Genomic DNA, 24795 nt, shown 5'->3' with positions numbered 1-24795 from the left:
GGTCGCGCTCTTTTCGTTCCGCCGGCCGCGCACTGGTGGCGAACCCTGGCCACGATCATCGCAACGGCTTCGTCCGAAAAGGCGCTGGACAAATGGTCAAGAGTCGTTGACCATTGGCTCTCATGACTGGGGACGACTACGTTCCGCCCTCCGACAGCGTCGAGGTGCGGACTACCGAACAACTGCGCGCAGTGAACAACCTGGTGCGCCACCGCGTGCTCGCGGTGCTGCGCGACGGGCCCGCGACGATCACGCAGATCGCCGCGCGCCTGGATCTGGCGAAAGGGAGCTCGAGCTACCACGTGCGCGTGCTGGAGCGCGCAGGGCTCATTCACGTGGTCCGCACTCGCAAGGTGCGTGGCGTGGTGGAGCGGTACTACGGGATGGTCGCGAAGACCGTCGTGGTGCCGGATCCGGCACCCGGCCAGCGCGACGTCCTGCTGCAGCACGCGATCGACGACCTCGCCACCGCGCCGGAGGGCGCGCGGTACGTGCGCATGTCACACCTGCGCCTGGGGGAGTCGCGCTACGCCGAGTTCGAACGGCGGCTGGGTGAGCTGCTGGACGAGATGCACGCGGCACGCGAACCCTCCGAGCCCGCGGCGACGATCGCGGTGGCGTTCTTCCGGCCCGGTGAGGGGGCGGCCCAGTGAGCGCGATGGTGAGTGTCTTTCGCCGTCCGGGTACCGCGCCCAAGATGCCGCCCGCCTTCGCGCGGCTGTGGACGGCGGCGACGGTGTCCGCGCTGGGGGACGGGGCGTATGCGGCGGCGTTGCCGTTGTTCGCCGTGGCGTTGAGCAAAAATCCCGTGGTGATCAGCCTGGTGTCGGTGGCGATGCTGCTGCCGCACCTGGTGGTGGGGCTGGTGGCGGGCGCGCTGGTGGACCGGTGGGACCGGCGGCGAACGATGTGGCTCGCCGATCTGTGGCAGGCGGGGTTGCTGGTGCTCGCGGTCGTGGCGGGGGCGGTCGGGGTGCTGGGGATCCCGCCGTTGCTGGTGCTGGCGTTCCTGCTCGGTGTGGGGGAACTGTTCTTCGACGTGGCCTCGCAGGCCTACCTGCCGGACCTGCTCGGGCGCGACCAGACGTTGCTGCGCCGCGCCAACGGTCGCCTGCGCGGCGCGTCGACGGCGGCCGGGCAGTTCGCGGGGCCGCCGGTGGGCAGCTTCCTGTTCTCGCTCGCGCGGACGGTGCCGTTCGTGGTCGACGCCGTGTCGTTCGTGGCGAGTGCGCTGCTGATCCGGACGTTGCCGTCGACGCCGGTGCCCGAGCGCGTCGAGGGCCGCAGTGTGTGGGCGGATGCGCGGGAGGGGTTCCGGTACGTCGTCCGGGATCGGCTGCTGCTCGGCCTGGCGTTGCGGCCGGCGGTCGGCAACCTGGCGTTCGGCGCGGTGGGTGCGGTGCTGGTGTTGTTCGCGCAGGACACCCTGGGCCTGTCCGCGGTCGGCTACGGCTTCCTGCTCGCCGCCGACGCCGTCGGCGGGGTGCTCGGTGCGATGGTCGTGGCGGGACCGCTCGAGAAGCTGCTGGGCACGGGCACGGCGCTCACTCTGACGGCCGTGGTGGAGGGCGGGTCGATCCTCGTCTTCGGGCTCGCGGACAGCCCGTGGCTCGCCGGCGCCATGTTCGCCCTCTGCGGCTGCGGCATGGCGACCACCATGGTGCTCGGCTGGTCGCTGCGCCAGGCGATCGTCCCGGGCCGGCTCATGGGCCGGGTCGCCGCGGCCTCCCGCCTGGTCGCCCTGTCGGCCGGCCCCCTCGGCGCGCTGCTGGGCGGCTGGCTCGCCTCCGCGGCGGGCCTGCGCACCCCGTACTTCGCCGCCGCGGCGGTCCTGCTGACGATGACCGTGGTGACGATGAGCATGACCAGCAACGCCAAGGTGAAAGCCGCGCTGGCGTCCGCAGTGGACGGTTAGAGCTCCGCCAGCAGCCGACGCCGCGCGGAGTCCACGTGGTCGGCGGCGACGCGGTCCAGTCGGGCCGCGTCGCCGCCGCGGATCAGGGCCGCCAGTTCGCGGTGTTCGGCGACGACGTGGGAGCGGTACTGCGAAGCACCCAGGGACACGCGCTGCAACTGGAACAGGAACACCTGCGAACGCACCGCCTCCCACGCCTCCGTCAGGCGGCGGTTGCCCGCGGCGGTGTAGACGCGGTCGTGGAAAGCGATGTCCAGGGCGAGCAGCTCGGGGCCGGCGGCGCCGGAGTCCACTGCGGACGACAGCGAAGCGACAAGTGAGTCCAACGCGGCCAGATCGTCCACGGAGGACCGCGCCCGAGCCGTGACCGCGGCCAGGCGGTCGAGGGCCGCGCGCACGGAATACACCTCGTCGACGTCCACTGCGGTCACCTCGACGACCGTGGTCGGGCGGTGCCAGCCGCCGCGGACGAGGCCTTCGCGGGTGAGCAGGGCGACGCCCTCGCGCACCGAGCCGCGGCTGACCTCCAGCGACGCGGCGAGCTCGACCTCCCGCAGGGGCGCGCCGGGCGGGAAGTGGCCGGCGAAGATCGCGTCGCGCACGCGGTCGGCGGCTTCCTCGGCGAGGCCGCGGCGCGCCGCTTTCCGCAACGGTGTGGCGTCCATCGGTCAATGTTGACATTAGGACATGGGCACCTCAAGGTGAGGGAGCCACCGCGAGCCGAAGGAGAGCCATGCGCCCCGCGTTCCACCTCGCCATCCCGGTCGACGACCTCGCCCGCGCCCGCGCGTTCTACGGCGGCGTGCTGGGGCTCGAAGAAGGCCGCTCAGCCGACGCGTGGGTGGACTGGGACTTCCGCGGCCACCAGGTGGTCACGCACGTGGTGCCCGGCGCGCGTGCCGAGGCCGGCCGCAACCCCGTCGACGGTCACGACGTGCCCGTGCCGCACTTCGGCCTGGTCCTCGACGTCGACTCCTTCCACGAGCTGGCGGGCCGGCTCAAGCAAGCGGGCACGGAGTTCGTGATCGAGCCGTACCAGCGCTTCGCCGGCGAGCCGGGGGAGCAGTGGACGATGTTCCTGCACGACCCGGCCGGCAACGCCCTGGAGTTCAAGGCGTTCCGCGACGAAGCGCAGCTGTTCGCGAAGTGAACGTCCTCGTCACCGGCGGCTCCCGCGGTATCGGCCGCGCGATCGCCCACGCCTTCGCCACCCGGGGTGGCCGGGTGGCCGTCCACTATGGATCGAACGCCGCGGCGGCCGAGGAGACGCTGGCCGCGCTCCCGGGCGACGGCCACGTGCTGATCGGCGGCGACCTCGGCGATCCCGAAGCGGCGCAACGGATCGCGGACACGGCCGAGGAACTGCTCGGCGGCGTCGACGTGCTCGTGAACAACGCGGCCGTCGGCACCACGCCCGAGACGTCGACGCCCGTCGCGACCGTCGGCTACGCGCACTGGCAGGAAGTCTGGCGCCGCACGCTGGACGTCAACCTGATGGGCGCCGCCAACATCTCGTTCCACGTCGCGCGCCACCTCATCGCGCGGAAAGCGCCGGGGCGGATCGTGAACGTCGGCTCGCGCGGTGCGTTCCGCGGTGAACCCGAGCACCCCGCGTACGGCGCGAGCAAGGCCGCGCTGCACGCGCTCGGCCAGTCGCTCGCGATCGAGCTGGCGCCGCACGGGATTTCGGTGACGTCGGTGGCGCCCGGGTTCACCGCGACCGAACGCGTCGCGCACCGGATCACCGAAGACGTGCGGGAGCAGAGCCCGTTCGGCCGGGTGGCGGAGCCGGAGGAGATCGCCAACGCGGTCGTCTACCTGGCCTCGGCCGAAGCCACGTGGGCGTCGGGCGCGATCCTCGATCTGAACGGCGCCTCGTACTTGCGTTGAAGTGTGAACTGGGTCACGCGTGCAGCAGAACCGGGCCGTACGGCGTCGGTAGGGTGTGCGGATCGCAGGGAAGATCGTCGTCTCGACGCTGGCGCTGGTGGTGTTCGCCGGCACGGCCTATGGCTATTCGACGCTGAGCTCGCTCGACGACGTCACGCGCAGCAGCGTGATCGACGAAGCCGGCGCGCCCGCGCCCGGTGAGCAGCCGGCCGACGGGTCGCTCGACATCCTGCTCGTCGGCCGCGACTCGCGCGCCGACAATCAGGGCAACCCACTACCGGCGGACGTCCTGCGCGAACTGAGGGCCGGGCCCAACGGCGACGACCTCACCGACACCCTGATCGTGCTGCGCATCCCGAACGGCACGCAGACGGTGAAGGCCTTCTCGATCCCGCGCGACTCGTACGTGACGCTGCCCGACGGTGACAAGGGGAAGATCAACGCCGCCTACGGTCAGGGCAAGGCACTGGAGGCCGCGAAACGGCGCGCGGCGGGCGAGACCGACAAGAACGAGATCGAGCAGGAGTCGCTCACCGCCGCTCGCCGTGCCACGCGGCAGGCGGTGGAGAACCTCACGGGCGTGAAGATCGACCACTTCGCCGAGGTGAACCTGCTGAGCTTCTACGACATCAGCAACGCCGTCGGCGGTGTCGAGGTCTGCCTCAACAACGCGACGAAAGATCGCAACTCGGGCGCGAACTTCCCGGCGGGGCCGCAGAAGATCTCGGGCGCCGACGCGCTTGCCTTCGTCCGCCAGCGCGACGGCGTCAAGGGCACCGACTTCGGCCGCATGCGCCGGCAGCAGGTGTTCCTCGCCTCCCTGGCGCACCAGGTGCTTTCGGCCGGCACGCTCGCCAATCCCGGCAAACTCGGCGCGCTGATCGACGCCGTGAAGAAGTCCGTGGTCCTCGACGATTCCTGGAACCTGCTCGACTTCATCGGGCAGCTGCGCGGCATTTCCGGCGGTGGCATCCAGTTCACGACGATCCCCGTCGTGAACCCCGACTACCGCTACAGCAAAACGAATCCGCGGGCGACGGCGGTGCAAGTGGATCCCGCGCAGGTCAAGGCGTTCGCGGCCGGCCTGATCGGCGCGCCGCCCGCCGCTGCGCCGAAGCAGGCCGGCTTCGTGGTGGACGTGGCCAACGCGGGCGGCACCAGCGGGCTCGCCCAGCGCGTCTCGGATGTGGTGAAGGACAACGGTTTCACCCCGGGCACCACTGGCAACGCCGCCGTGCGCCGCACCTCACTGGTCCGGTACGGCGCCGCGCTGGCCACGCAGGGCAAGGCGGTGGCGGAGCTCCTGGGGGGCCTCGCCACCGCCGAGTCCGCCGACGTGCCGGCCGGCCACATCGAGGTGACACTCGGACAGGTCTACGCCGGGCCCGGTGCGCCTTCCGGCGGCGGTGACCCCGGCGGGACGGGCGGTGGCGCCGGCGCGGCGGGTTCGCGGGACACGCCGATCACCGGCGCCGGCGAGAATTGCGTGGACTGACGCTCGGGGTGGGCAGCCGGGCTGGTTGACTGGACCGATGCAATCCTGGGCCCGCTGGCTGCTCGTCGTGGCGGTTCTCGTGGTTCTCGGCATCACGCTGCGGCCCGGGCACCTGAGCCCGCCCGAGAACATCAACCTGGTGCCGTTCGCCGGGATTGCCGACGAGGCCCGCAACGCCAACGGCCGCCTCGGGCTGATCAACAACGCCGGCAACATCGCGCTGTTCGTGCCACTGGGATTCCTGGCGACCGTGGTCACACGCCGGAAAGCCGCCGTGATCGCGGCGCTGGCGGGATTCTCGGCAGTGATCGAGATCGTGCAGTACTTCGTGGGCCGCAGCGCCGACGTCGACGACGTGCTGCTGAACACCCTCGGCGCGGCACTCGGCGTGCTGCTCGCCGCCACAGTCCGGTCACGCCGGAAAAACCCCGCGTGACCGGACCGCCTGAACCTCACGAGTGGTGGTGCGGCTCCAGCCGGACGACGACCGCCTTCGACACCGGCGTGTTGGACTTCTCCGCGACGGAGTCCAGCGGCACCAGTGCGTTGGCTTCCGGGAAGTAGGCCGCCGCGCAGCCGCGAGCGGTCGGGTAGGACACGGCGCGGAAGCGCGGCGCGCGGCGGTCGCCGTCACGCCACTCCGAGACCAGGTCCACGATCTCGCCGTCGGCGATGCCCAGCTCGGCCAGGTCGTCCGGGTGGACGAAGACCACGCGCCGGCCGTCCTCGATGCCGCGGTAGCGGTCGGACAGGCCGTAGATCGTGGTGTTGTACTGGTCGTGGCTGCGCATCGTCTGCAGCAGCAGCCGGCCCGCCGGCACCTCCGGGTACTCCAGCTCCGACACGGTGAACGTGCCCTTGCCGGTGGCCGTGCCCGTGAATTCGCGGGAGTCACGCGGCGCGTGGGGAAGCACGAACCCGTCGGGCTCGCGCACGCGGCGGTTGTAGTCCTCGCAGCCCGGCACCACACCCGCGATGCGGTCGCGGATCAGGTCGTAGTTCTTCTCGAACGTGCGCCACGGCACGGCGTGGCCGGGGCCCAGCAGCCGCTCGCCGAGCCGGCAGACGATCGCGACCTCGGAGATCAGGTGCTCCGAAGCCGGCTTGACCCGGCCGCGGGAGGCGTGCACCTGCGACATCGAGTCCTCGACGGTCACGAACTGCGGCCCCGACTCCTGCACGTCACGCTCGGTGCGCCCGAGCGTCGGCAGGATCAGCGCGGTGGTGCCGTGGACGACGTGCGAACGGTTGAGCTTCGTCGACACGTGCACGGTGAGAGAGCACGAGCTCAGCGCCTTCGCCGTGAGGTCGGAGTCGGGCGTCGCGGAGGCGAAGTTGCCGCCCATCGCGAAGAAGACCTTGCCGCGGCCGTCGCGCATTGCGCGGATGGCGTCGACGGTGTCCCAGCCGTGCTCGCGCGGCACGGTGATGCCGAACTCGCGGTCGAGCGCGTCCATGAACGTCTCGGGCATCTTCTCCCAGACGCCCATGGTGCGGTCGCCTTGCACGTTGGAGTGGCCGCGCACCGGGCACAGGCCCGCGCCCGGCTTGCCGATCATGCCGCGCGCCAGCGCGAGGTTCGTGATCTCGGAGATCGTGGGCACCGCGTGCTTGTGCTGCGTGAGACCCATGGCCCAGCAGTAGATCGTGCGCTCGGACGTGGCGATCATCCGGGCGACGTGCTCGATCTGCGCACGCTGCAGGCCCGTGGCCTTCTCCGTCTCGGCCCAGTCGAGCTCGAGCAGGTTCTTCGCCCAGTCCTCGAACCCGTAGGTCGCGGAGTTCACGAACTCCTGGTCGATGATCGTGCCGGGCGCCTCTTCCTCCCACTGCAGCAGCAGGTGGCCCACGGCCTGGAACAGCGCGAGGTCGCCGCCGAGGCGGATCTGCGCGAACTCGTCGGCGAGCGGGGTGCCCTCGCCCACGACTCCGCGCACGTTCTGCGGGTTCTTGAACCGCATCAGCCCGGCCTCGGGCAGCGGGTTCACGGCCACGACCTTGGCGCCGTTGCCCTTCGCCGTCTCCAGCGCCGAGAGCATGCGCGGGTGGTTGGTGCCCGGGTTCTGGCCGACGACCACGATCAGATCGGCGTGGTGGATGTCCGCGAGCGACACCGAGCCCTTGCCGATGCCGATGCCGGTGGACAGCGCCGAGCCCGACGACTCGTGGCACATGTTCGAGCAGTCCGGCAGGTTGTTCGTGCCGTAGGAGCGCACGAGCAGCTGGTAGAGGAACGCGGCCTCGTTGCTGGTGCGGCCCGAGGTGTAGAACACGGCCTCGTGCGGGCTGGCCAGCCCGTTGAGCTCGCCGGCGACGAGGTCGAACGCGGCGTCCCACGAGATGGGCTCGTAGTGCGTGGCGCCCTCGCGCAGCACGAACGGCTCGGTGACGCGGCCCTGCTGGCCCAGCCAGTAGTCCGTCTTGTCCCGCAGGTCGGCGACCGCGTGGGTGGCGAAGAACTCCCGGTCCACGCGGCGGCGCGTGGCTTCTTCCGCGACGGCCTTCGCGCCGTTCTCGCAGAACTCCGCGAGCTTGCGCTTCTCGCCGTCGGCCTGGAGCGGCTCGGGCCACGCGCAGCCCGGGCAGTCGAAGCCCGCGCGCTGGTTGAGCAGGCGCAGGGTGAGCGCGGTGCGCGTGGGGCCCATCTGCTCGATGCCGCGCCGGAGCGACACGGCGACGCCGGGGATGCCGGCCGCGTAGGTCTTCGGCTTGCCCACCTTCAGGTCGGCTTCGTCCACGTCGTGTTTCGGCGCATCACGGTGCATGTGTCCATCGTGCGCTTCGATCATGGATTCCCCGACACGGGGTCTGGTTTTTCACACTTGAAAGATGCTGTTTGACCTGGGTACCCGCCCGTTCGGCCGCGAGGTTCGACCTTCGGAGTGACGACGGTCACTGATCGTGCCGTCGATCATCTCCGTCGGCGATGTCAGGCGCGCCGCGCCCGTTCGCGGCGTTCGGCCAGCTTCAGCCCGCGGTCGGCGACCGTCACGACCAGCAGCAGCGCGCTGATCACCACGAGCACGGCACCGAGGTGGTGCAGCCCGGCCGAGTCGGCGCGCGCGCCGTAGCACTGGGCGATCACGGTGGAGGCCACGATCGCGCCGAGGTACTGGGCCGTGCGGAACAGGCCGCTCGCGGTGCCCATGGTCTCGGCGGGCGACTCACGGTAGAGCGTGGTCTGGTTTGCGACGCTCGTCAGGCCCTGGGCCAGACCGAATACCGCGATCAGCCCGAGCAGTGCGCCCAGCCACGTCGTGTCGCCGACGAACAGCAGCGCGACCGAACCGGCCAGCAGCGCCACGGCGACCACCACCAGTCGTTTGCGGATCCCGGTCGCGCGGCCCGAGAACGCCGCCGCGCACACGGCCACGACCGACATCGGCAGCAGCAGCGCCCCCGCGATCGCGTCGCTGAAGCCGCGGCCTTCCTCGAGCCACTGCACGTAGCCGAACATGATCGCGTAGATCACCATGAAGCTCAGGGCCTGGCGCAGGTAGGTGCGCAGGATCGGAGTGTTGGCCGCGAGCATCCGCAGGTCGATGAACGGTACCCGCGTGTGCAGCTCCACCCACACGAACGCCGCGCCGACGGCGACGGCCGCCGCGAGCAGCCACAGGTCGCCGATGCCCGGCGCCATCAGGTAGCACAGCAGCACCAGCAGGGAGAGCGAGAACAACGCGATGCCGAGTACGTCGATCGGCTTCGGCTTCGTGGCTTCGTCGCGCACCGGCGCGTCCTTGGGAACCCAGAAGATCGCCAGCAGCAGCGAGGCGCCCGCGAGCGGGATGTTCACGGCGAAGATGGCCGGCCAGCCGAAGAGCGTGATCAGCACGCCGCCGAGCGTCGGGCCGATGACCATGATCGTCTGTGAGGACAGGGAGAGCAGTGACAGCACGCGCGCGGGCACGCCCTGGCCCAGCGCGTCGGCGCGCTTGCGCAGCACGGCCATCGCGGCGGGGAAGCCGGCACAGGTGCCGATGCCGAGCACCGCGCGCACGCCGGTGAGCCACTCGACGGAGAACGGGATCATGCCGGCGACCCCGGCGACGATCACCACTGACGCACCACCGAGCAGTACGCGGCGGGCGCCGTAGCGGTCCACGAGCAGGCCGACCACGGGCTGGCCGACGGCGGTGGCGAGGTAGAGGGCGGAGATCAGCCAGGCCGTCTTGCCTGGCCCGGCGCCGAAGCTCTGCCCGATCGGCACGAGCGCGACGGCGATGAGGGTGGAGTTGATGGGGTTCAGCACCGCGCTCGCCACCAGCGGGGTGACGAGTTTGGCACCGAAGCTGGCCGGTGCCTTTCGGGGCGTTGCGGTGGTCGTCACGGCTCCTTCGTCCTGGAAATGTCGGGGAATGTTCGGGTGTCCTCCACGGCGTCCGCGCTGACGTCGGTGTTCGGGTCCCGGCGCCGATGCCGGGCACGCTGGATGATCAGTGCTCGGCGACGCGTTGCAGCAGGGGCAGGGCCTGGCGCACCGTCTCCAGCTCCTCGGCGGTCAGCTCGGCCGCGAGCGCGTGGGCGAGCCACTCGTCGCGGTGCTGGCGGATCCCCTGCACGGTCTTCGCGCCGAGCTCGGACACCGACAGCACGGTGCGGCGGCCGTCGGCGGGGTCGCGCGAGCGGGCGAGGTAGCCGAGCGAGTCGAGCGCCGAGAGCGTGGTGGCCATCGACTGCTGCCGCACGTGCTCGGCGGCGGCGAGCTCACCCTGCGTCGCGGGGCCCTCGCGGTAGAGGCGGTTGAGCGCCGCCGACTGTGACGGCGTGAGGCTGTCGGCGTTGTCGACCTGCCGCAGCCGGCGGTGCAGCTGCGCGACGACGCCGCGCAGCCAGCCTGCGGATTCGGCGACGGGAGCGGGTACGGTGGCCATATCCACAGTTTAGGCTGTGTAGTCTGGCCTGTGCATCCCTCGACGGGGCGACCTTGGCCACACCCGGTGACTTCGGTCTCCGCGGCTCTCAGGCCGCGGATCGGGGGAATCGCGAGAACCCGAGACGATGCGAACGAACGCCACCGGAAGCGGTATCGCCTTTTTCAGATGGGCCAAAAACTGGTTCTGCCGCAGTGTTTTTCACGCCGTTTCCGGTGCAGTCGCCGCTTGTTGACACCCCCCTGATTCGGGCAGGACGATGAGGATCGCGCTGCTGCACCACGGCGCCATTTCTTTGAGCCGGCCGACATGCGCGCCATTTCCGGATAAATGGCGTGGTGGGAGGCGCCGATGCCTGCTTGGACCCGGATCCGCCCGCGCCGCCGGGCGGATGCGAGGGCTGCCGCGGCGACCGGACGCGGGCCCGGGTACGCGCTCGTCGCGGGCTGGTCGGGGATCCTCTTCGCGGCGCTGTTCACCGTCGCGCTGGTCCTGGTGCACCAGGCGCCGGGACTGACCGTGGCGGACAGCCGGTACGCGAATTTCTACGCCGACGGCGGTTCCAGTGCCTTGGTGACCGCCGGCCTGTACATCGTGCCGTTCGCCGGCATCGTCTTCCTGTGGCACATGATGGCCACGCGTGAATTCATCGCGAGCCTCCCCGGCGCACAGAATCGGGAAATGCCGCGGGCGCTGCAGTTGGCCTCCGGGGTGGCGTTCATCATCCTGCTGTTCTCGGGGATGGCGCTGACCGGGGCGATCGCACTGCTGAAGCAGTTCTCGGTGGCGCCGCTACCGCCTGTGTACGTGGCGCGGGCGCTGACCGCGGCCGGCTACGGGCTCGTGTTCGTCTTCGGCGCCCGGGTCGCCGGCATGTACATGATCACCACGACGACGCTGCTCAACGCCGCGGGTGTGCTGGCGCGCCCGCTGGTGTGGTTCGGCTACCTCTGCGCCGCGGCTGTGCTGCTGAGCTGGACCTTCCACCCGATCTTCGCGCTCATCTTCCCCGGCTGGGTCTTCGTCGTCGGCGTCGTGGCGGTGGTCCGGGCCCACCAGGCCAAGGCGCGGACCTCGCGGCCGAGCCGGACCGGCGCCGTGACGTCGCCGGCCGAAGGGCACCTCTCCAAGGAGTGAACGCCATGACCACCAAGACCCCCATCGACGAAATCCCCGGCCCGCGGGCGCTGCCCTTCGTCGGCAACGCCTTCGACATCGACGCCCACAGCCCGTTCGAAAGCATGATGGGGATGGCCCGGGAGTACGGCCCGATCTTCCGGCTGACCACACCCGGCGGCACGCGGCTGATCGTGTCCGGCGCCTCACTGGTCGAGGAGATCTGCGACGACTCGCGCTTCGACAAGGTGGTCAGCGGCGGTCTCGCGAACGTGCGGCAGACGGCGACCGCCACCGGCTTGTTCACGGCCGAGACGGACGATCCGCTGTGGCATCGCGCGCACAACATCCTGATGAAGCCCTTCAGCCTGCAATCCATGCGTGACTACGTGCCGATGATGCTGGACATCGCGGGCCAGCTGGTCGACAAGTGGGAGCGGCTGAACCCGGACGAGGACGTCGACGTGCCGGCCGACATGACCCGGCTGACGCTCGACACCATCGCGCTGTGCGGGTTCGGCTACCGCTTCAACTCCTTCTACCGCGATACCCGGCACCCGTTCGTCGCGGCGATGATCCGCACGCTCACCGAGTCGCAGGCGCGGGCCCGCAGGCTGCCCATCCAGACCCGGCTGCGGATCCACGCGCAGCGGCAGCTGGAGGAGGACCAGGCGTTCATGAACGACCTGGTCGACAAGCTCATCGCCGAGCGCCGCGCGGAGGGCGAGGCCGGCAGGAAGGACGATCTGCTCGGTCAGATGATCAACGGCGTCGACAAGCAGACCGGCGAGCGGCTGCCCGACGAGAACATCCGGGCCCAGTGCATCACCTTCCTGATCGCCGGCCACGAGACCACGAGCGGCCTGCTGTCCTTCGCGATCTACTACCTGCTCAAGAACCCCGACGTGCTGGCCCGCGCCCGCGCCGAGGTCGACGAGGTGTTCGGCACCAGCGCCGAACCCACCTACGAGCAGATCCACAAACTGACCTACGTCCGGCAGGTGCTCAGCGAAGCGCTGCGGCTGTGGCCGACGGCGCCCGGGTTCACGCGCACGCCGTTCGAGGAGACCGTGATCGGCGACCGGTACTTGATCGAGCACGGCGTCCCGTTGACCGTGCTCACCCCGATGCTGCACCGCGACCGCAGCGTGTGGGGCGACAACGCCGAGGAGTTCGACCCCGAGCACATGGCCCCCGAACGGCTCGCGGCCCTGTCGCCCGACGTCTACAAGCCCTTCGGCACGGGGCAGCGGGCCTGTATCGGCCGGCAGTTCGCCCTGCAGGAGGCCGTGCTCGTGCTCGGCATGCTCGTGCAGCGTTTCGACTTCATCGACCACCTGAACTACCAGCTCAAGACCAAGACGACGCTGACGATCAAGCCCGACGAGATGCACATCCAGGTGCGTCCTCGCCCCGGGTTCGTGCTGACCCGGCCCGGCGGTGCCCCCGCGGCGCCGGCGAAATCCGTGTCAGCGGCGCCCGCCGCACGTGTCGCGCTCGCGCCGGACGCGCACAAGACCCCGCTGCTGGTCGCCTACGGCTCGAATCTCGGGACCGCGGAAGGCCTCGCGACGCGGCTCGCCCGCGAGGGGACCGAGCGCGGCTACGCCGTGACCCTCAGCTCGCTCGACGACGTCACGGACGCGCTGCCTGCCCAGGGCACGGCTGTGATCGTCACGTCGTCCTACAACGGCACACCGCCGGACAACGCCGGCAGGTTCTGTGCCTGGCTGCGCGGACCCGGCACCGCGAAGGACGCCGCCGCGGGGCTGTCCTACACCGTGTTCGGCTGCGGCAACACCGAATGGGCGGCCACCTACCAAGCGGTGCCGAAGCTGATCGACAGCGAGCTGGCCGCGCACGGCGCCACCCGGCTGCACTCCCGGGGCGAGGGCGACGCGAACGGCGATTTCGACGCCCAGTACCGCACCTGGCACCACGGGCTCTGGGCCGACGTGGCCGCGAGCGCCGGCCTGCCCGAGAGCGCGGCCGAGCCGGCCACGACCGGCCCTCGGCTGTCGATCACGCTGGTCAACCGCCAGCTGAACAACCCGGTGATCATGTCCTACCAGGCGCAGCCGGCCCTGGTGCGGGTCAATCGCGAGCTGCACGCGCCCAACGGCGGGCGGTCCACGAAGCACATCGAGGTCGCGCTGCCCGAGGGCGCCGACTTCCACGCCGGTGACCACCTCGGAGTGCTGCCCCGCAACAGCATCGACCTGATCCACCGGGTGATGCAGCGCTTCGAGCTCGACGGCGGCATGTACGCGACGATCATCCCCCACAGCGGAGACCACACCCACCTGCCCGTCGACGAGCCCGCGCCGCTGCTCGGCATCCTCGCCAGCTGCGTCGAGCTGCAGGACGTGGCCACCCGGGCCGGCATCGAGGTGCTGGCCGGCTGCACCGAGGACCCCGCCCAGCGCGCCGAGCTCGAGTCGCTGGCCGGGGACGACGAGGCGTCCCGAGCCCGCTACCAGGAGCGAGTCTTCACGCCCCGCCGGTCGCTGCTGGACCTGCTGGAGGAGTTCCCCGCCTGCGCGGTGCCGTTCGGCGTCTACCTCGACCTGCTGCCTCCGCTGCGGCCGCGCTACTACTCGATCTCGTCGTCGCCGCTGACCGATGCGAAGGTGGCCAGCATCACCACGGGTGTGCTGCGCGCCCCCCTGCGCGGTGGTGGCGACGCCACGTTCTCGGGTATCTGCTCCAACTACTTGGCCGGCAGTCCCGACGGCAGCACGGTGTTCGTCTTCGTGCGACCCCCGACCATCGAGTTCCGGCCGCCGGACAACCCGCACACCCCGATGATCATGGTCGGGGCCGGGACCGGGCTCGCCCCGTTCCGCGGGTTCCTGCAGGAGCGGGCGGCGCTGCGCGCGCAGGGCGTGCCGATCGCCGAGTCGTTGCTGTTCTTCGGCTGCCGCAACGCGGACCAGGACTTCCTGTACGCCGACGAGCTGCGCGAATACGACCGGCAAGGGGTCGCCGAGCTGCACGTCGTGTTCTCGAGCGCCCCGGTCGACGGGCGCAAGTACGTCCAGCACGAGATCGCGGCAGCGGGCGACGAAGTGTGGCGGCTGCTGCAGGACGGCGCGGCGGTGTTCGTGTGCGGCAACGCGAACACGATGGCGCCCGGTGTCCGAGCGGCCTTCACCACGCTGTTCGCCGAGAAGACGGGCACCGGCGAGGCCGATGCGCAGGCCTGGCTCGCCGGTCTTCGCGCGGCAAACCGCTACGTCGAGGACATCTGGGGCGGCGGCTGAGCGCCGGCCGGCCCGGGCTGTACCAGCGACCGTTCGCAGCTGGTGCGGCCCTCGCTCGGCGGCCGTGCGACTTCGGGGTCCGCCCGGTCAGGCCGGTGGTGTGCCCGTGAACACGGAGGTACCGACGCTCAGCGCGAACCAGAACTCGTTGACGCCGTGGCCCTGGAGCTGGTGGACGATCACGGCGGCCGCCAGGAGCAGGACGAGGCCGGCGATCGCGAGGACACCTGGCCAGCGGCTGGGAGTGCGCGCGCCGTAGCCGTAGCCCGCGGTGACGCCGGAGCGGCGTTCGCGCTTGCGGCGCTTCTTCATCTCCTTCTTGGCACCCAGCCAAGCGTCGAGCTCGGCGTGCTTGCGCCAGTTCGGATCGACGAGGTCCGGGTGCGTCTCCATCCGGTCGTCCGGATCTTCCGGTCGCGTCATCCGTGCACCGCCTTTCCCCCTGAGCAACCCCGCCGGAGCGGGTTCGTAGACTTGTCCATTGTGACCGAGAACGCTCCGCAGCAGAAAACCGACCTTCCGGGTGCCTGGGACCCGGCCGCCGAAGAAGCACCCATGTACGACCGCTGGGTAGCGGCCGGGTACTTCACGGCCGACGCTTCGTCGGAGAAGCCGCCGTTCTCGATCGTACTGCCGCCGCCGAACGTCACCGGCAGCCTGCACATGGGCCACGCGCTCAACCACACCCTGATGGACGCGATGAGCCGCCGTCGTCGCATGCAGGGCTACGAGGTGCTGTGGCTGCCGGGCATGGATCACGCGGGCATCGCGACGCAGAACGTGGTCGAGCGCCAGCTCGCCGGCGAGGGCCTTTCGCGCCACGACCTGGGCCGCGAGAAGTTCGTCGAGCGCGTCTGGGAGTGGAAGGCCGAGTACGGCGGCAAGATCCTCGGCCAGATGAAGCGCCTCGGCGACGGTGTCGACTGGTCGCGCGAGCGCTTCACCATGGACGAGAACCTGTCGCAGGCCGTGCAGACGGTGTTCAAGAACTTCTTCGACGCCGGGCTCATCTACCGCGCCGAGCGCATCATCAACTGGTGCCCGCGGTGCCAGACGGCGCTGTCGGACATCGAGGTGGACCACAGCGACGACGACGGCGAGCTCGTGTCGATCCGCTACGGCGAAGGCGACAACGCCATCGTGGTGGCCACGACCCGCGCCGAGACGATGCTGGGCGACACCGCCGTGGCCGTGCACCCGGACGACGAGCGCTACGCGCACCTGGTGGGCACCGAGGTCGAGCTGCCGCTGACCGGCCGCAAGATCCCGATCATCGCCGACAAGCACGTGGACCCGGAGTTCGGGACCGGTGCCGTGAAGGTGACCCCGGCACACGACCCGAACGACTTCGAGATCGGCCGCCGGCACGACCTGCCGATGCTCACGATCATGAACGAGCGCGCCGAGATCACCGCGCGGGGCCCGTTCGAGGGGCTCGACCGGTTCGAGGCGCGGCCCGCGATCGTGGCGGCGCTGCGGGAGCAGGGCCGGATCGTGGCGGAGAAGCGGCCGTACGTGCACGCCGTCGGCCACTGCTCGCGCTGCGACACCGTGGTGGAGCCGCGGCTTTCGCTGCAGTGGTGGGTGAAGGTCGAGGAGCTGGCGCGTGCGGCGGGTGACGCGGTGCGCGACGGCCGCACGAAGATCCACCCGGCGGAGCTGGAGAAGCGCTACTTCGACTGGGTCGACAACATGCACGACTGGACGATCTCGCGCCAGCTGTGGTGGGGCCACCGGATCCCGGTCTGGTACGGCCCCGACGACCAGGTCGTGTGCGTGGGCCCGGACGAGCAGCCGCCGTCGGGCGAGGGCTGGACGCAGGACCCGGACGTGCTGGACACGTGGTTCTCGTCGGGCCTGTGGCCGATGTCGACCATGGGCTGGCCGGCGCAGACTGATGATTTGGCGAAGTTCTATCCGACCAGCGTGCTGTCGACCGGCTACGACATCCTGTTCTTCTGGGTCGTGCGGATGATGATGTTCGGCGTGCAGGAGATGGACGGCGTGCAGCCGTTCGACCACGTCTACCTGCACGGGCTCATTCGCGACGCGCAGGGCAAGAAGATGTCGAAGTCGCGTGGGAACGTGATCGACCCGCTCGAGTGGATGGACGCCTACGGCGCCGACGCCACGCGCTTCACCCTCGCGCGCGGCGCGAACCCGGGCGCGGACATGGCGCTGGCCGACGAGTGGGCCGCGGGCTCGCGCAACTTCTGCACGAAGCTGTGGAACGCCAGCAAGTTCGCGATGATGAACGGGGCTTCGGCCTCGGCTCCGTTGCCCGCCGCGGCGGAGCTGACCGAGGCCGACCGCTGGATCCTCGGCCGCCTCGGCGCGCTGGTGTCCGAAGTGGACGGCCTGTTCGAGGACTTCCAGTTCGCCAAGGTCGCGGGCGCGCTGTACCAGTTCACGTGGAACGAGCTGTGCGACTGGTACCTGGAGCTCGCGAAGGTCCAGCTGTACCAAGGCGATGACGCGCGCGTTTCGGCGACACGCTCGGTGCTCGGCCACGTGCTGGACACAGTGCTGCGTCTGCTGCACCCGTTCATCCCCTTCATCACTGAGAAGCTGTGGACCGCGCTGACCGGCGGTGAGTCGCTGGTGATCGCCTCCTGGCCCACCGCGCCGGAGGGCTACGCCGACCCCGTGGCGGACGCCCGGATCGCCGACGTGCAGAAGCTCGTCACCGAGATCCGCCGCTTCCGCGCCGACCAGGGCCTCAAGCCGGGCCAGAAGGTCGCCACCCGGCTGTCCGGAGCGGGCTTCGACGCCGTCTCCGGCCACGACGACGCGATCCGCTCGCTGGTGCGCCTGACGCCGGTTTCCGCGGAGTTCTCGGCGAGCGCGTCCCTGGAGGTCGCCCTCGCCGGCGGCGTGGCCGTGGTGGAGCTCGACCTGTCCGGCACCATCGACGTCGCCGCGGAGCGCAAGCGTCTGCAGAAGGACCTTGGCGTGGCCCAGAAGGAGCTCGCGCAGACCGAGGGCAAGCTGGGCAACGAGTCGTTCATCGCCAAGGCGCCCGAGCAGGTCATCGAGAAGATCAAGACCCGCCGGGCCACGGCCGCGGCGGACATCGAGCGCATCGAGTCGCGGTTGGCGGCGTTGCCGGCTTCGTGAGGTTTGGCCTGACGGTGGCGTCCGGTGCTTCTCGCACCGGGCGCCACTTTGCGTTTCAGCCGAGTTCGCGGCCCGCCTCGATCAGCGCCAGCACTTCCGGCCGCAGCCGGCGGTCGGCTGAGGTGGCGAGGTAGGTGGGCATCACCGGGGTCGGGTTGCGCAGAGAGCGGAAGGCGACGCCCGGTACGGGCAGCAGGTTGGCGTGGGCGCGGTAGAAGACCGTCCACTGGGGACGGCCCAGGCCGAGCGTGCCGAGGGTGTCCTGGGCGTTGGTGAACTCCTTGCCCAGCACCGGTTCGAAGCCGGCCTCGCGGCAGGACGCGAGCACCAGGTCGTGGAGCGGGCGGTTGCGTTCGGGGGAGCTCAAGCGCAGGGGCAGCGGGGCCAGGTCGGCGAAGTCGACGGTGTCCGAAGAAGCCAGGGGGTGCGTCGAAGGGAGCGCGACGAGCACCTCGTCCGTCCACAAGGGAGTCAATTCCAGGCCGTCGGCGGGCCAGTCGCCGCGGAGGAAGGCGGCGTCGAGGGCGCCGTCGCGGATCTGCTGGAGGCGGGCCGGGGTGGGGGCGTGCACGAGCTCCAGCTGGGCGTCCGGGGCGAGGCGCGTGAACGCGGCGAGGAACCCGTCGAGACGGTCGCCGAGGCCGTCGCTGGTGCCGAGCAGCACAAGGCGGGCGCGTTCGGCGCGGAAATCGGCCACGGCGTCGGCCGCGCGCTCGGCGGCGGCGAGCACGGCCCGCGCGTGCGGCAGGAACCGCTCGCCTGCCTCGGTCAACGAGACGGTGCGGGTGGTCCGCTCGAACAGCTCCGCGCCGAGTGAGCGCTCCAGCCGGCGCACCTGCTGGCTCACCGCCGGCTGCACGATGTGGAGGCGCTCGGCCGCGCGCCCGAAGTGCAGCTCCTCGGCGACGACCACGAAGTACCTCAGCTGACGCAGCTCCATCCCCGGCCCCATTCATCAGCGTTCGTGATGAGTCTACGAGCGGACTGGTCGTTGGTCGCCGCGCGCCGTCGCGGTTGGCTCGGAGGAGAACGGGAGAGAGGAAGATCCGATGGCATTCGTCGAGGTCCGGGGCGCGCGGCTCTACTACCAAGGCATGCGCGACACGGTCCACGAGGTCACCGCGGCGCTGCTGGCCGACCGGCCCGGCCTGGTCGCGAGCTGGGTGCCGAACTGGTACGCGCCCGGCGCGAGCGCGGCGCTGATCGACTGGACGATCCGCCAGATCGTCGACTCGGCCGGCTACCTCGACCCGCTCATCGGCGAGTCGGCGACGTGGGACCCGCGCCCGCGGCTGCCGGAGCTGGGCGTGCCGATCGCGTACGTCCACGGCGAGCTCGACGTCCAGATCCCGGTGGCAGTGGCGCGCACCTGCGCCGCCCTGACGCCCGGCGCGAGCGTGCATGTGGTCGCCGGCTGCGGGCACCTGCCGCACCAGGAGGACCCCGTCGCGTTCACCGCCGTGCTGCGCGATGTGCTCACGGGTCTGCGGGCGGCGGCGTGACCGTGGTTCCCGTGACCCTGGCCGGCGGAGCCGCCGAGGTCCACTACGCCGTGACCGGCTCCGGTCCCGGGCTCCTGCTGCTGCACGGCACGGCGGCCTCGCACGAACAGTGGGCGCCGGTGGTCGAGCTCGCGCGGGAGTCGTTCACGGTCGTCGCGCCCGATTTCTCCGGCTCCGGCGGCACCGTCGACCACGGCGGCCCGGTCTCGATCGCCGATCTCGCGGCCGAAGCGCTGGCCGCGGCGGACGACGCCGGGCTTGCCACGTTCCACGTCGCCGGCCATTCGCTCGGCGCGGTGGTGGCGGCGCACCTGGCGGGCACGCACCCGGCGCGCGTGCGTTCCGCCGTGCTCCACGCCGCGTGGCCGAAGACCGACACGCGGCAGGACGCCGAGTGCCGCCACTGGCTCGAGCTGCTCGACCACGGCGCCGAGGTGTTCGCGCGGATGCTGCCGCTGATGGCGTTCGGGCCCGGCTACTGGGCCACGACCACGCCGGACGCCAACGACGAACTGGTGGCGCAGCTGGTGATCCAGCCCGGGACGGCGCGGCAGATTGAGGCCGACCGCGGCGTCGACCTCCGGCCGGTGCTGGGCTCGATCACGGCGCCGACGTTGGTCCTCTCCAGCGCGTATGACCGGTTGATCGAGGCGGCGCAGCAGCAGGAACTGCTGGCGGCGATCCCGCACGCGAACCACCTCGAGCTGCCGGCCGGGCACGGTGCGCCGGGTGAGCTGCCGGGGGAGTTCGCGAAGGTGCTCCTGGACTTCGTGCGTCAAGCCGAGGAGGTCCAGGCCGAGGCGGGCCGGGCCGGCACTTGACTGGCGGTGGGGTGCCGGCCCGGTCCTGGCTGCGCCGGTCGTCGACGGCGCGGGTCTCGCCTGCCGATTTTCATCTCAGTTGGTGTCATTCGGCAAGCGAATAACCTGAGTTGACACTCCGGTGTGACGGCTGCGAGACTCTGCGGTGCCGAGGGAGGGGTGTCCACGGGCGACGGGGGCCGGCGGGTGACCGCCGCCCCCGCTCGTTCGCGGTCAGGAGTCAGCCGGCGAGCTGCCGGTCGATGATCCCGGCGAGGCCCGCCATGCCTTCGGGCAGCGGGTGGTAGGCGGCGGCTGTGAAGAGCAAGGTGTGCTGGCCGTTGATCCACGCCGCGCCATCGGGTGCGCAGGCGTCGTGGCCGGCCGACGGCGTGAACGTGTCCACATAGGATGCGTTGCCGTCGGCTTCGACGGCGTTCTCGATCGCGGTGTTGAGCGCTTCCTCCACACTGGACAGCCAGGCATAGTCACCGTCGGCGAAGGGCAGCACGCTCGGGCAGTAGCCCGACGCCGGTGCGATGCGCGGGTACCCGATGGCGAGCACCTTCGCCCGCGGCGACCGCGCGTGGATGCCGGCCAGCGCCGTCTGGATGCTCTGCTGCGTGTTCTTCAACGCGGCCTTGATGGAATCCACGCCCCCGGCGGTGAAGTGGCGCTCGCACGGATTGCCGCTCGGGTCGGTCGAACGCAGCGCCGGGCACGTGCCGATCAGCGTGCCGAAGACGCCGGAGTCGTTGCCGCCGATGCCGAGCGTCACGAGGTCGGTGTCCAGGCGCAGCGCGGAAAACTGCGGCGCGTTCACGCCCAGTGGCACGCTTTGGGCGGCCGTCATGTTCGACGTGTCCGCGCCCGAACAGCTGACGTCGGTGTAGCTGCCCACACGCAGCGCGGACGCCAGGATCGACGGGTAGTTCGACGAACTTCTCGCGCACCCCAGCGGATCCAGCCGCTGCGAGGGGATCAGCGGCCCCGCGGTGTACGAGTCGCCCAACGCGACGTAATCCCGGAAGTGTTCCGGCCGAGGCGCGGCGTCAGCGGTGGCGGTGACTGTCGTGACGGCTGTTGCGGCCGCCAGCGCCGCGAACACGAGCCGGGTGGTACGCATGCGAAGGCCCCGTTTCTCCGAACCGACTTCACGGACTCTTCTCACGTGTAGCCAGCTCTTCGCGGGTTGCCTGCCGCCGTTCGGGTGGACGCCCCGCGGATTCACCCGCCAGTGGTGTGACGCGGCGGGAATCGGGTCAGGCCAACGGTTTCCGGTAGGTCAGGAGGTGACGCCAGAACGGGAGCCGCCGGATCGTGCTGCCGGGGAGGCGTTGCCGGGCTTGATACCTGAGCTGGTTCATGGTCGGGAACGTCATTTCCACGGGTGCGTTCGGCGTCGGGTCCGGGCCGCCGTTCAGCCATTCGCCCGCCGCGACGACCAGCCGCGCGGCCACGTTGACCGGCGCGAACGCGAGCTCGACGGCGTAGTCGGCCGGGGTGCTCGGGCGGGCGAGCCCGAGGACCGCGAGGACTCCGCCGGGCTGCAAGGCGTCGCGGAGCTTCGTGACGGTGTCGAACGGCATGTGGTGGAGGGAGGCGATGCAGGAGATGAAGCCGTAGCCGTCCTGTTCGAGGTCGTCGTTCGCGATGTCGCCTTTCCTCGCGTCGACCCTTCCGGGCCCGGGCGACCCCAGCGCGGCGGCGATCCGCACCATCTCCTCGGAGACGTCCACGGCGTCCACGTCGAGCCCTCGCGCCGCCAGCCGCCGCGCGAACCGTCCCTGCCCGCACCCGACGTCCAACGCCCTTTGGCCTCCGGCGGCACGAGGCTCAGCAGCAGGGGGTGGTAGCGGTGGTTGTGGTTGAACGGCATGTCCCGAGCTAACCAGCAAACGCCGGGCGCGCGCCGTGAACAGGCGGAAGAGCTCGGCCTCGACCGCCCGCTCGGGTCGCTGCTCGTGAATCCGGGGCTGGGGCGTCGGCTGCGGGTGGCGCAGGCCGGTGCGGCGGTCGTGTCCTGCGCGGGCGGGCGGCCCGTCGCGAGCAGACCCCGCCGACGGCCGAACCCGCAGGTCACCACTACCGACACGGGCCCGACGCCCGGCAACTCACCGCACGTAGACTCGGCTGGTCAGGTGAAGCCCGTCGTCGAGGGAGCGTGTGCGTGCCGCGTGGTGAGGCGGACGGCCAGGGGCCGTTCGAGGAGATCGACGAGGCCGGCCAGGGTCGGCCCGATCTCGCGGACCCGGACAGTTTCGCCGGGGTCGACGAGCTGGGAGCGCGGGCGCACGACGAGTCCGACGACACCGACCCCGACCTGGACGCGCCGGACGCCGCGTACACCGTCGGCGGTGGGTCGCGCGGCGGGATCGGCGGCATCGGGCAGCTGGGCGACAACCTGGCGACCGGGCCGGTGCCGGACCTCCTCGGTGCCGAAGACGCGGAGCTGCACGAGCTCGACGACCAGGGTGTCGACGAACCGGCCCAGAACCCCGACGGTCCCCAGGCCCGCCGTGAGCTCATGGCCGTCGAGGCGGAGCTGAACCAGCGCTGGCCCGAGACGAAGATCGAGCCGAGCCTCGCGCGGATCCAGGCGCTGGTCACGTTGCTGGGCGAGCCGAACCGCGGCTACCCCGTGCTGCACGTCGCCGGGACCAACGGCAAGGGCTCGGTCAGCCGCATGATCGACGCGCTGCTGACCCGCATGGGCCTGCGCGTCGGGCGGTACACGAGCCCGCACCTGCAGCTCGTCACGGAGCGCATCGCGCTCGACGGGCACCCGATCTCGGCCGCGCGCTACGTCGACCTGTTCCGCGACGTCGCGCCGTACGTGAACATGGTCGACGCCGCGAGCGAGGACGGCGTGGCGATGAGCAAGTTCGAGGTGGTCACCGGCATGGCGTTCGCCGCGTTCTCCGACGCGCCCGTGGAGGCCGCCGTGATCGAGGCGGGCATGGGCGGGGCGTGGGACGCCACGAACGTCGCCGACGCCGACGTCGCCGTGATCACCCCCATCGGCCTCGACCACACCGAGTACCTCGGCCCGACGGCCGTCGACGCGGCGCGCGAGAAGGCCGGGATCATCAAGCCCGGCTCCGTCGCCGTGATCGCCGAGCAGGACCCCGACGTGCTCAACGTGCTGCTCAAGCGCGCGGTCGACGTCGACGCCGCGGTGGCGCGCGCGGGCAGCGAGTTCGGCGTGCTGGAGCGCGAGGTCGCCGTCGGCGGGCAGCTGCTGAAGCTGCAGGGCCTCGGCGGCGTGTACGACGAGATCTTCCTGCCCCTGCACGGCGCCCACCAGGCGGCCAACGCCGCGCTCGCGCTCGCGTCCGTCGAGGCGTTCTTCGGCGCGGGCAAGGAGCGTCAGCTCGTACTCGAAGCCGTGCGCGAGGCCTTCGCCGAGGTCGAGAACCCGGGCCGGCTGGAGCGCGTGCGCGCCGCCCCGACCGTGCTGCTCGACGCGGCGCACAACCCCATGGGCGCGCAGGCACTGGCCACCACCGTCACCGACGAGTTCGCCTTCCGCCGCCTGGTCGCGGTCGTCGCGGTGATGGCGGACAAGGACGCGCGCGGCATCCTCGACGCGCTCGAGCCCGTGGTGTCGGACATCGTGGTCACGCGCAACTCGGCCCCGCGGTCGATGGAGCTGGAAGACCTCAACGAGCTCGCCATCTCCATCTTCGGCGAGGACCGCGTGCTCGCCGAGCCCGACCTGGAGACGGCCGTCGAGACGGCCATCGGCCTCGTCGAGCAGTCCGACGATCCGGAAGAACCCCTCGCCGGCGGTGGCGTGCTGGTCACCGGCTCCGTCGTCACCGCGGGCGAGGCCCGCACCCTGTTCGGGAAGGAACCGGTATGAGCGAGTCCGCGGTCAGCCCGCCACCCAAGGACCCGATGAAGGGCTTCCGCGGCGTTCTGTCGGGCACGCTGATCATGGAAGCCATCACGGTCGCCCTCGCTTTGCCCGTCGTGAACAAACTCGGCGGCGGCATCACGTCGGCGACGGGCTGGACGGTCATCGGTATCGCCGTGGCGCTGCTCGTGCTGTGCGGGCTGCTCAAGCACGTCTGGGCGGTGCCCGTGGTGCTGGTGCTGCAAGTCGCGCTGATCGCGATGGTGTTCGTATTGCCGGCGATCGCGATCATCGGGGTGCTGTTCTTGGCGGCGTTCGTGTGGTTTTTGTACCTGCGCCGGGAAGTTGCGCGCCGGATGGCGGCGGGGACGTTGCCGAGTCAGCAGCAACAGTCGTCGCCGAAGAGCTGAGGCTCGGCTAGAGCCCGCGTTTCGAGTCCAGCCACTCCGCGTCGTTCCACGTGACCGACAGCGCTCCGACCGTGGGAAAGCTCAGGCGCGGATCATCGGACTGGACCAGGCACATCATCCGGTGCCCGATCAGCAGGGCGCCGCGCGCTTGATCCGCGTAGATGTCCAGCAAGGCATGGGAGGCGCGGGCCTGCGCGGTGGCGAACTTGTCATAGTGGCGCAAGACGAGCACGAACCCAGTCGCCCCGAGGTCGGCGCCGTAGTCACCCGAGGCGACGTCACGCAGGCAGTCGTTGAGAGCGTCGAGGTTCTTGCCGTAGTGGTCGGGGAAGTCCAGCGCCGCGGCGATATCCCGGTGGAGGTCCGCTTCCCGCGTCCACCGGGCTGCGTCGATCTCGACCGTCCGGTAGCCATGCTCCCCGAGCCACGCGATCGTGCTCGTCAAGATCGCGGGATCCCAGAACAGCGTGACGCACGTGTTCCGGAGCAGCCTGAAATCCAGCTCCGCGGAGAGCTCCGCACTCGGATCGAAGGCAGCCATCCTCGCCGACCCT

At 70.8% G+C, this 24795-nt stretch carries 21 protein-coding genes and 1 pseudogene; 13 read left to right on the top strand and 9 right to left on the bottom strand.

Going from position 1 to position 24795, the window contains the following annotated elements; genetic code table 11:
* Positions 1-122: 122 nt before the first annotated feature.
* Together AB0M56_RS10105 and AB0M56_RS10100 are read left to right on the top strand one after the other, a co-directional pair.
* The gene (locus AB0M56_RS10105; protein WP_364173132.1) at positions 123-653 is read left to right on the top strand and encodes a helix-turn-helix domain-containing protein; all 531 of its coding nucleotides are present in this window, start codon (positions 123-125) and stop codon (positions 651-653) included.
* Positions 654-697: 44 nt separating this feature from the next.
* Positions 698-1915, top strand: a complete 1218-nt coding sequence (locus tag AB0M56_RS10100; RefSeq protein ID WP_364173130.1) for an MFS transporter — start codon at positions 698-700, stop codon at positions 1913-1915.
* Here the strand turns inward: AB0M56_RS10100 and AB0M56_RS10095 are convergent.
* Positions 1912-2580, bottom strand: a complete 669-nt coding sequence (locus AB0M56_RS10095) for a GntR family transcriptional regulator (RefSeq protein WP_364173128.1) — start codon at positions 2578-2580, stop codon at positions 1912-1914. The genes AB0M56_RS10100 and AB0M56_RS10095 overlap by 4 nt on opposite strands.
* A gap of 68 nt (positions 2581-2648) precedes the next feature.
* Between AB0M56_RS10095 and AB0M56_RS10090 the strand changes: the two genes are divergently transcribed.
* Genes AB0M56_RS10090 through AB0M56_RS10075 form a run of 4 tightly spaced genes read left to right on the top strand, consistent with a single transcriptional unit; the run spans position 2649 to position 5736 of the window.
* Positions 2649-3065: a VOC family protein gene (locus AB0M56_RS10090; RefSeq protein ID WP_364173126.1), complete on the top strand. Its 417-nt coding sequence runs from the start codon at positions 2649-2651 to the stop codon at positions 3063-3065.
* On the top strand, positions 3062-3805 hold the full coding sequence (locus AB0M56_RS10085; protein ID WP_364173123.1) for an SDR family oxidoreductase: 744 nt from the start codon (positions 3062-3064) through the stop codon (positions 3803-3805). The genes AB0M56_RS10090 and AB0M56_RS10085 overlap by 4 nt, the downstream gene beginning before the upstream one ends.
* Before the next feature lie 55 nt (positions 3806-3860).
* Positions 3861-5300 (top strand): LCP family protein, encoded by a 1440-nt coding sequence (locus AB0M56_RS10080; RefSeq protein WP_364173120.1) that lies wholly within the window; start codon positions 3861-3863, stop codon positions 5298-5300.
* Between the two features lie 37 nt (positions 5301-5337).
* Positions 5338-5736, top strand: coding sequence for a VanZ family protein (locus AB0M56_RS10075; RefSeq protein ID WP_364173118.1), 399 nt, complete (start codon positions 5338-5340; stop codon positions 5734-5736).
* A gap of 16 nt (positions 5737-5752) precedes the next feature.
* Here the strand turns inward: AB0M56_RS10075 and AB0M56_RS10070 are convergent, their stop codons facing one another.
* From AB0M56_RS10070 to AB0M56_RS10060, 3 genes are all read right to left on the bottom strand, one after another.
* A complete protein-coding gene (locus AB0M56_RS10070; protein ID WP_364173116.1) occupies positions 5753-8065 on the bottom strand; it encodes an FdhF/YdeP family oxidoreductase in 2313 nt (770 codons plus the stop codon).
* Positions 8066-8229: 164 nt separating this feature from the next.
* Positions 8230-9564: an MFS transporter gene (locus tag AB0M56_RS10065; protein WP_364173505.1), complete on the bottom strand. Its 1335-nt coding sequence runs from the start codon at positions 9562-9564 to the stop codon at positions 8230-8232.
* 172 nt (positions 9565-9736) lie between these two features.
* Entirely contained in the window at positions 9737-10174 is a 438-nt protein-coding gene (locus AB0M56_RS10060; RefSeq protein ID WP_220242902.1) for a MarR family transcriptional regulator, read from the bottom strand.
* Between the two features lie 351 nt (positions 10175-10525).
* Between AB0M56_RS10060 and AB0M56_RS10055 the strand changes: the two genes are divergently transcribed.
* Positions 10526-11311 carry a hypothetical protein gene (locus tag AB0M56_RS10055; protein WP_364173113.1) on the top strand — a complete coding sequence of 262 codons (786 nt, stop codon included), beginning with the start codon at positions 10526-10528 and terminating at the stop codon, positions 11309-11311.
* A 5-nt stretch (positions 11312-11316) separates the two neighbouring features.
* Positions 11317-14553, top strand: coding sequence for a cytochrome P450 (locus AB0M56_RS10050; protein ID WP_364173112.1), 3237 nt, complete (start codon positions 11317-11319; stop codon positions 14551-14553).
* 87 nt (positions 14554-14640) lie between these two features.
* On the opposite strand, the gene AB0M56_RS10045 is transcribed toward AB0M56_RS10050, so the two are convergent.
* Positions 14641-14976 (bottom strand): hypothetical protein, encoded by a 336-nt coding sequence (locus tag AB0M56_RS10045; protein ID WP_364173110.1) that lies wholly within the window; start codon positions 14974-14976, stop codon positions 14641-14643.
* A 60-nt stretch (positions 14977-15036) separates the two neighbouring features.
* Between AB0M56_RS10045 and AB0M56_RS10040 the strand changes: the two genes are divergently transcribed.
* The gene (locus tag AB0M56_RS10040; RefSeq protein ID WP_364173108.1) at positions 15037-17670 is read left to right on the top strand and encodes a valine--tRNA ligase; all 2634 of its coding nucleotides are present in this window, start codon (positions 15037-15039) and stop codon (positions 17668-17670) included.
* Positions 17671-17725: 55 nt separating this feature from the next.
* Here AB0M56_RS10040 and AB0M56_RS10035 read toward each other — a convergent pair whose 3' ends face one another.
* Positions 17726-18610 carry a LysR family transcriptional regulator gene (locus tag AB0M56_RS10035; protein ID WP_364173105.1) on the bottom strand — a complete coding sequence of 295 codons (885 nt, stop codon included), beginning with the start codon at positions 18608-18610 and terminating at the stop codon, positions 17726-17728.
* A gap of 109 nt (positions 18611-18719) precedes the next feature.
* On the opposite strand from AB0M56_RS10035, the gene AB0M56_RS10030 reads away from it, so the two are divergent.
* Positions 18720-19172 (top strand): alpha/beta fold hydrolase, encoded by a 453-nt coding sequence (locus tag AB0M56_RS10030; protein WP_364173102.1) that lies wholly within the window; start codon positions 18720-18722, stop codon positions 19170-19172.
* Entirely contained in the window at positions 19169-19993 is an 825-nt protein-coding gene (locus tag AB0M56_RS10025) for an alpha/beta hydrolase (RefSeq protein ID WP_364173099.1), read from the top strand. Before AB0M56_RS10030 ends, AB0M56_RS10025 begins: the two co-directional genes overlap by 4 nt.
* Before the next feature lie 220 nt (positions 19994-20213).
* Here AB0M56_RS10025 and AB0M56_RS10020 read toward each other — a convergent pair whose 3' ends face one another.
* Both AB0M56_RS10020 and AB0M56_RS10015 read right to left on the bottom strand, forming a co-directional pair.
* Positions 20214-21098: an SGNH/GDSL hydrolase family protein gene (locus AB0M56_RS10020; RefSeq protein WP_364173097.1), complete on the bottom strand. Its 885-nt coding sequence runs from the start codon at positions 21096-21098 to the stop codon at positions 20214-20216.
* Between the two features lie 136 nt (positions 21099-21234).
* Positions 21235-21851: pseudogene (locus AB0M56_RS10015) on the bottom strand (class I SAM-dependent methyltransferase).
* Positions 21852-22184: 333 nt separating this feature from the next.
* Between AB0M56_RS10015 and AB0M56_RS10010 the strand changes: the two are divergent.
* Together AB0M56_RS10010 and AB0M56_RS10005 are read left to right on the top strand one after the other, a co-directional pair.
* Positions 22185-23837, top strand: a complete 1653-nt coding sequence (locus tag AB0M56_RS10010) for a folylpolyglutamate synthase/dihydrofolate synthase family protein (protein WP_364173502.1) — start codon at positions 22185-22187, stop codon at positions 23835-23837.
* The gene (locus AB0M56_RS10005; RefSeq protein ID WP_364173094.1) at positions 23834-24241 is read left to right on the top strand and encodes a DUF4233 domain-containing protein; all 408 of its coding nucleotides are present in this window, start codon (positions 23834-23836) and stop codon (positions 24239-24241) included. Before AB0M56_RS10010 ends, AB0M56_RS10005 begins: the two co-directional genes overlap by 4 nt.
* A 7-nt stretch (positions 24242-24248) precedes the next feature.
* On the opposite strand, the gene AB0M56_RS10000 is transcribed toward AB0M56_RS10005, so the two are convergent.
* Positions 24249-24782, bottom strand: coding sequence for a barstar family protein (locus tag AB0M56_RS10000; RefSeq protein WP_364173092.1), 534 nt, complete (start codon positions 24780-24782; stop codon positions 24249-24251).
* Positions 24783-24795: the final 13 nt, after the last annotated feature.

It is taken from the genome of Amycolatopsis sp. NPDC051372, from assembly GCF_040682095.1.
Lineage (GTDB): Bacteria > Actinomycetota > Actinomycetes > Mycobacteriales > Pseudonocardiaceae > Amycolatopsis.
The sequence above is the reverse complement of the archived record's forward strand: the minus strand, read 5'-3'. Positions and strand labels throughout refer to the sequence as shown.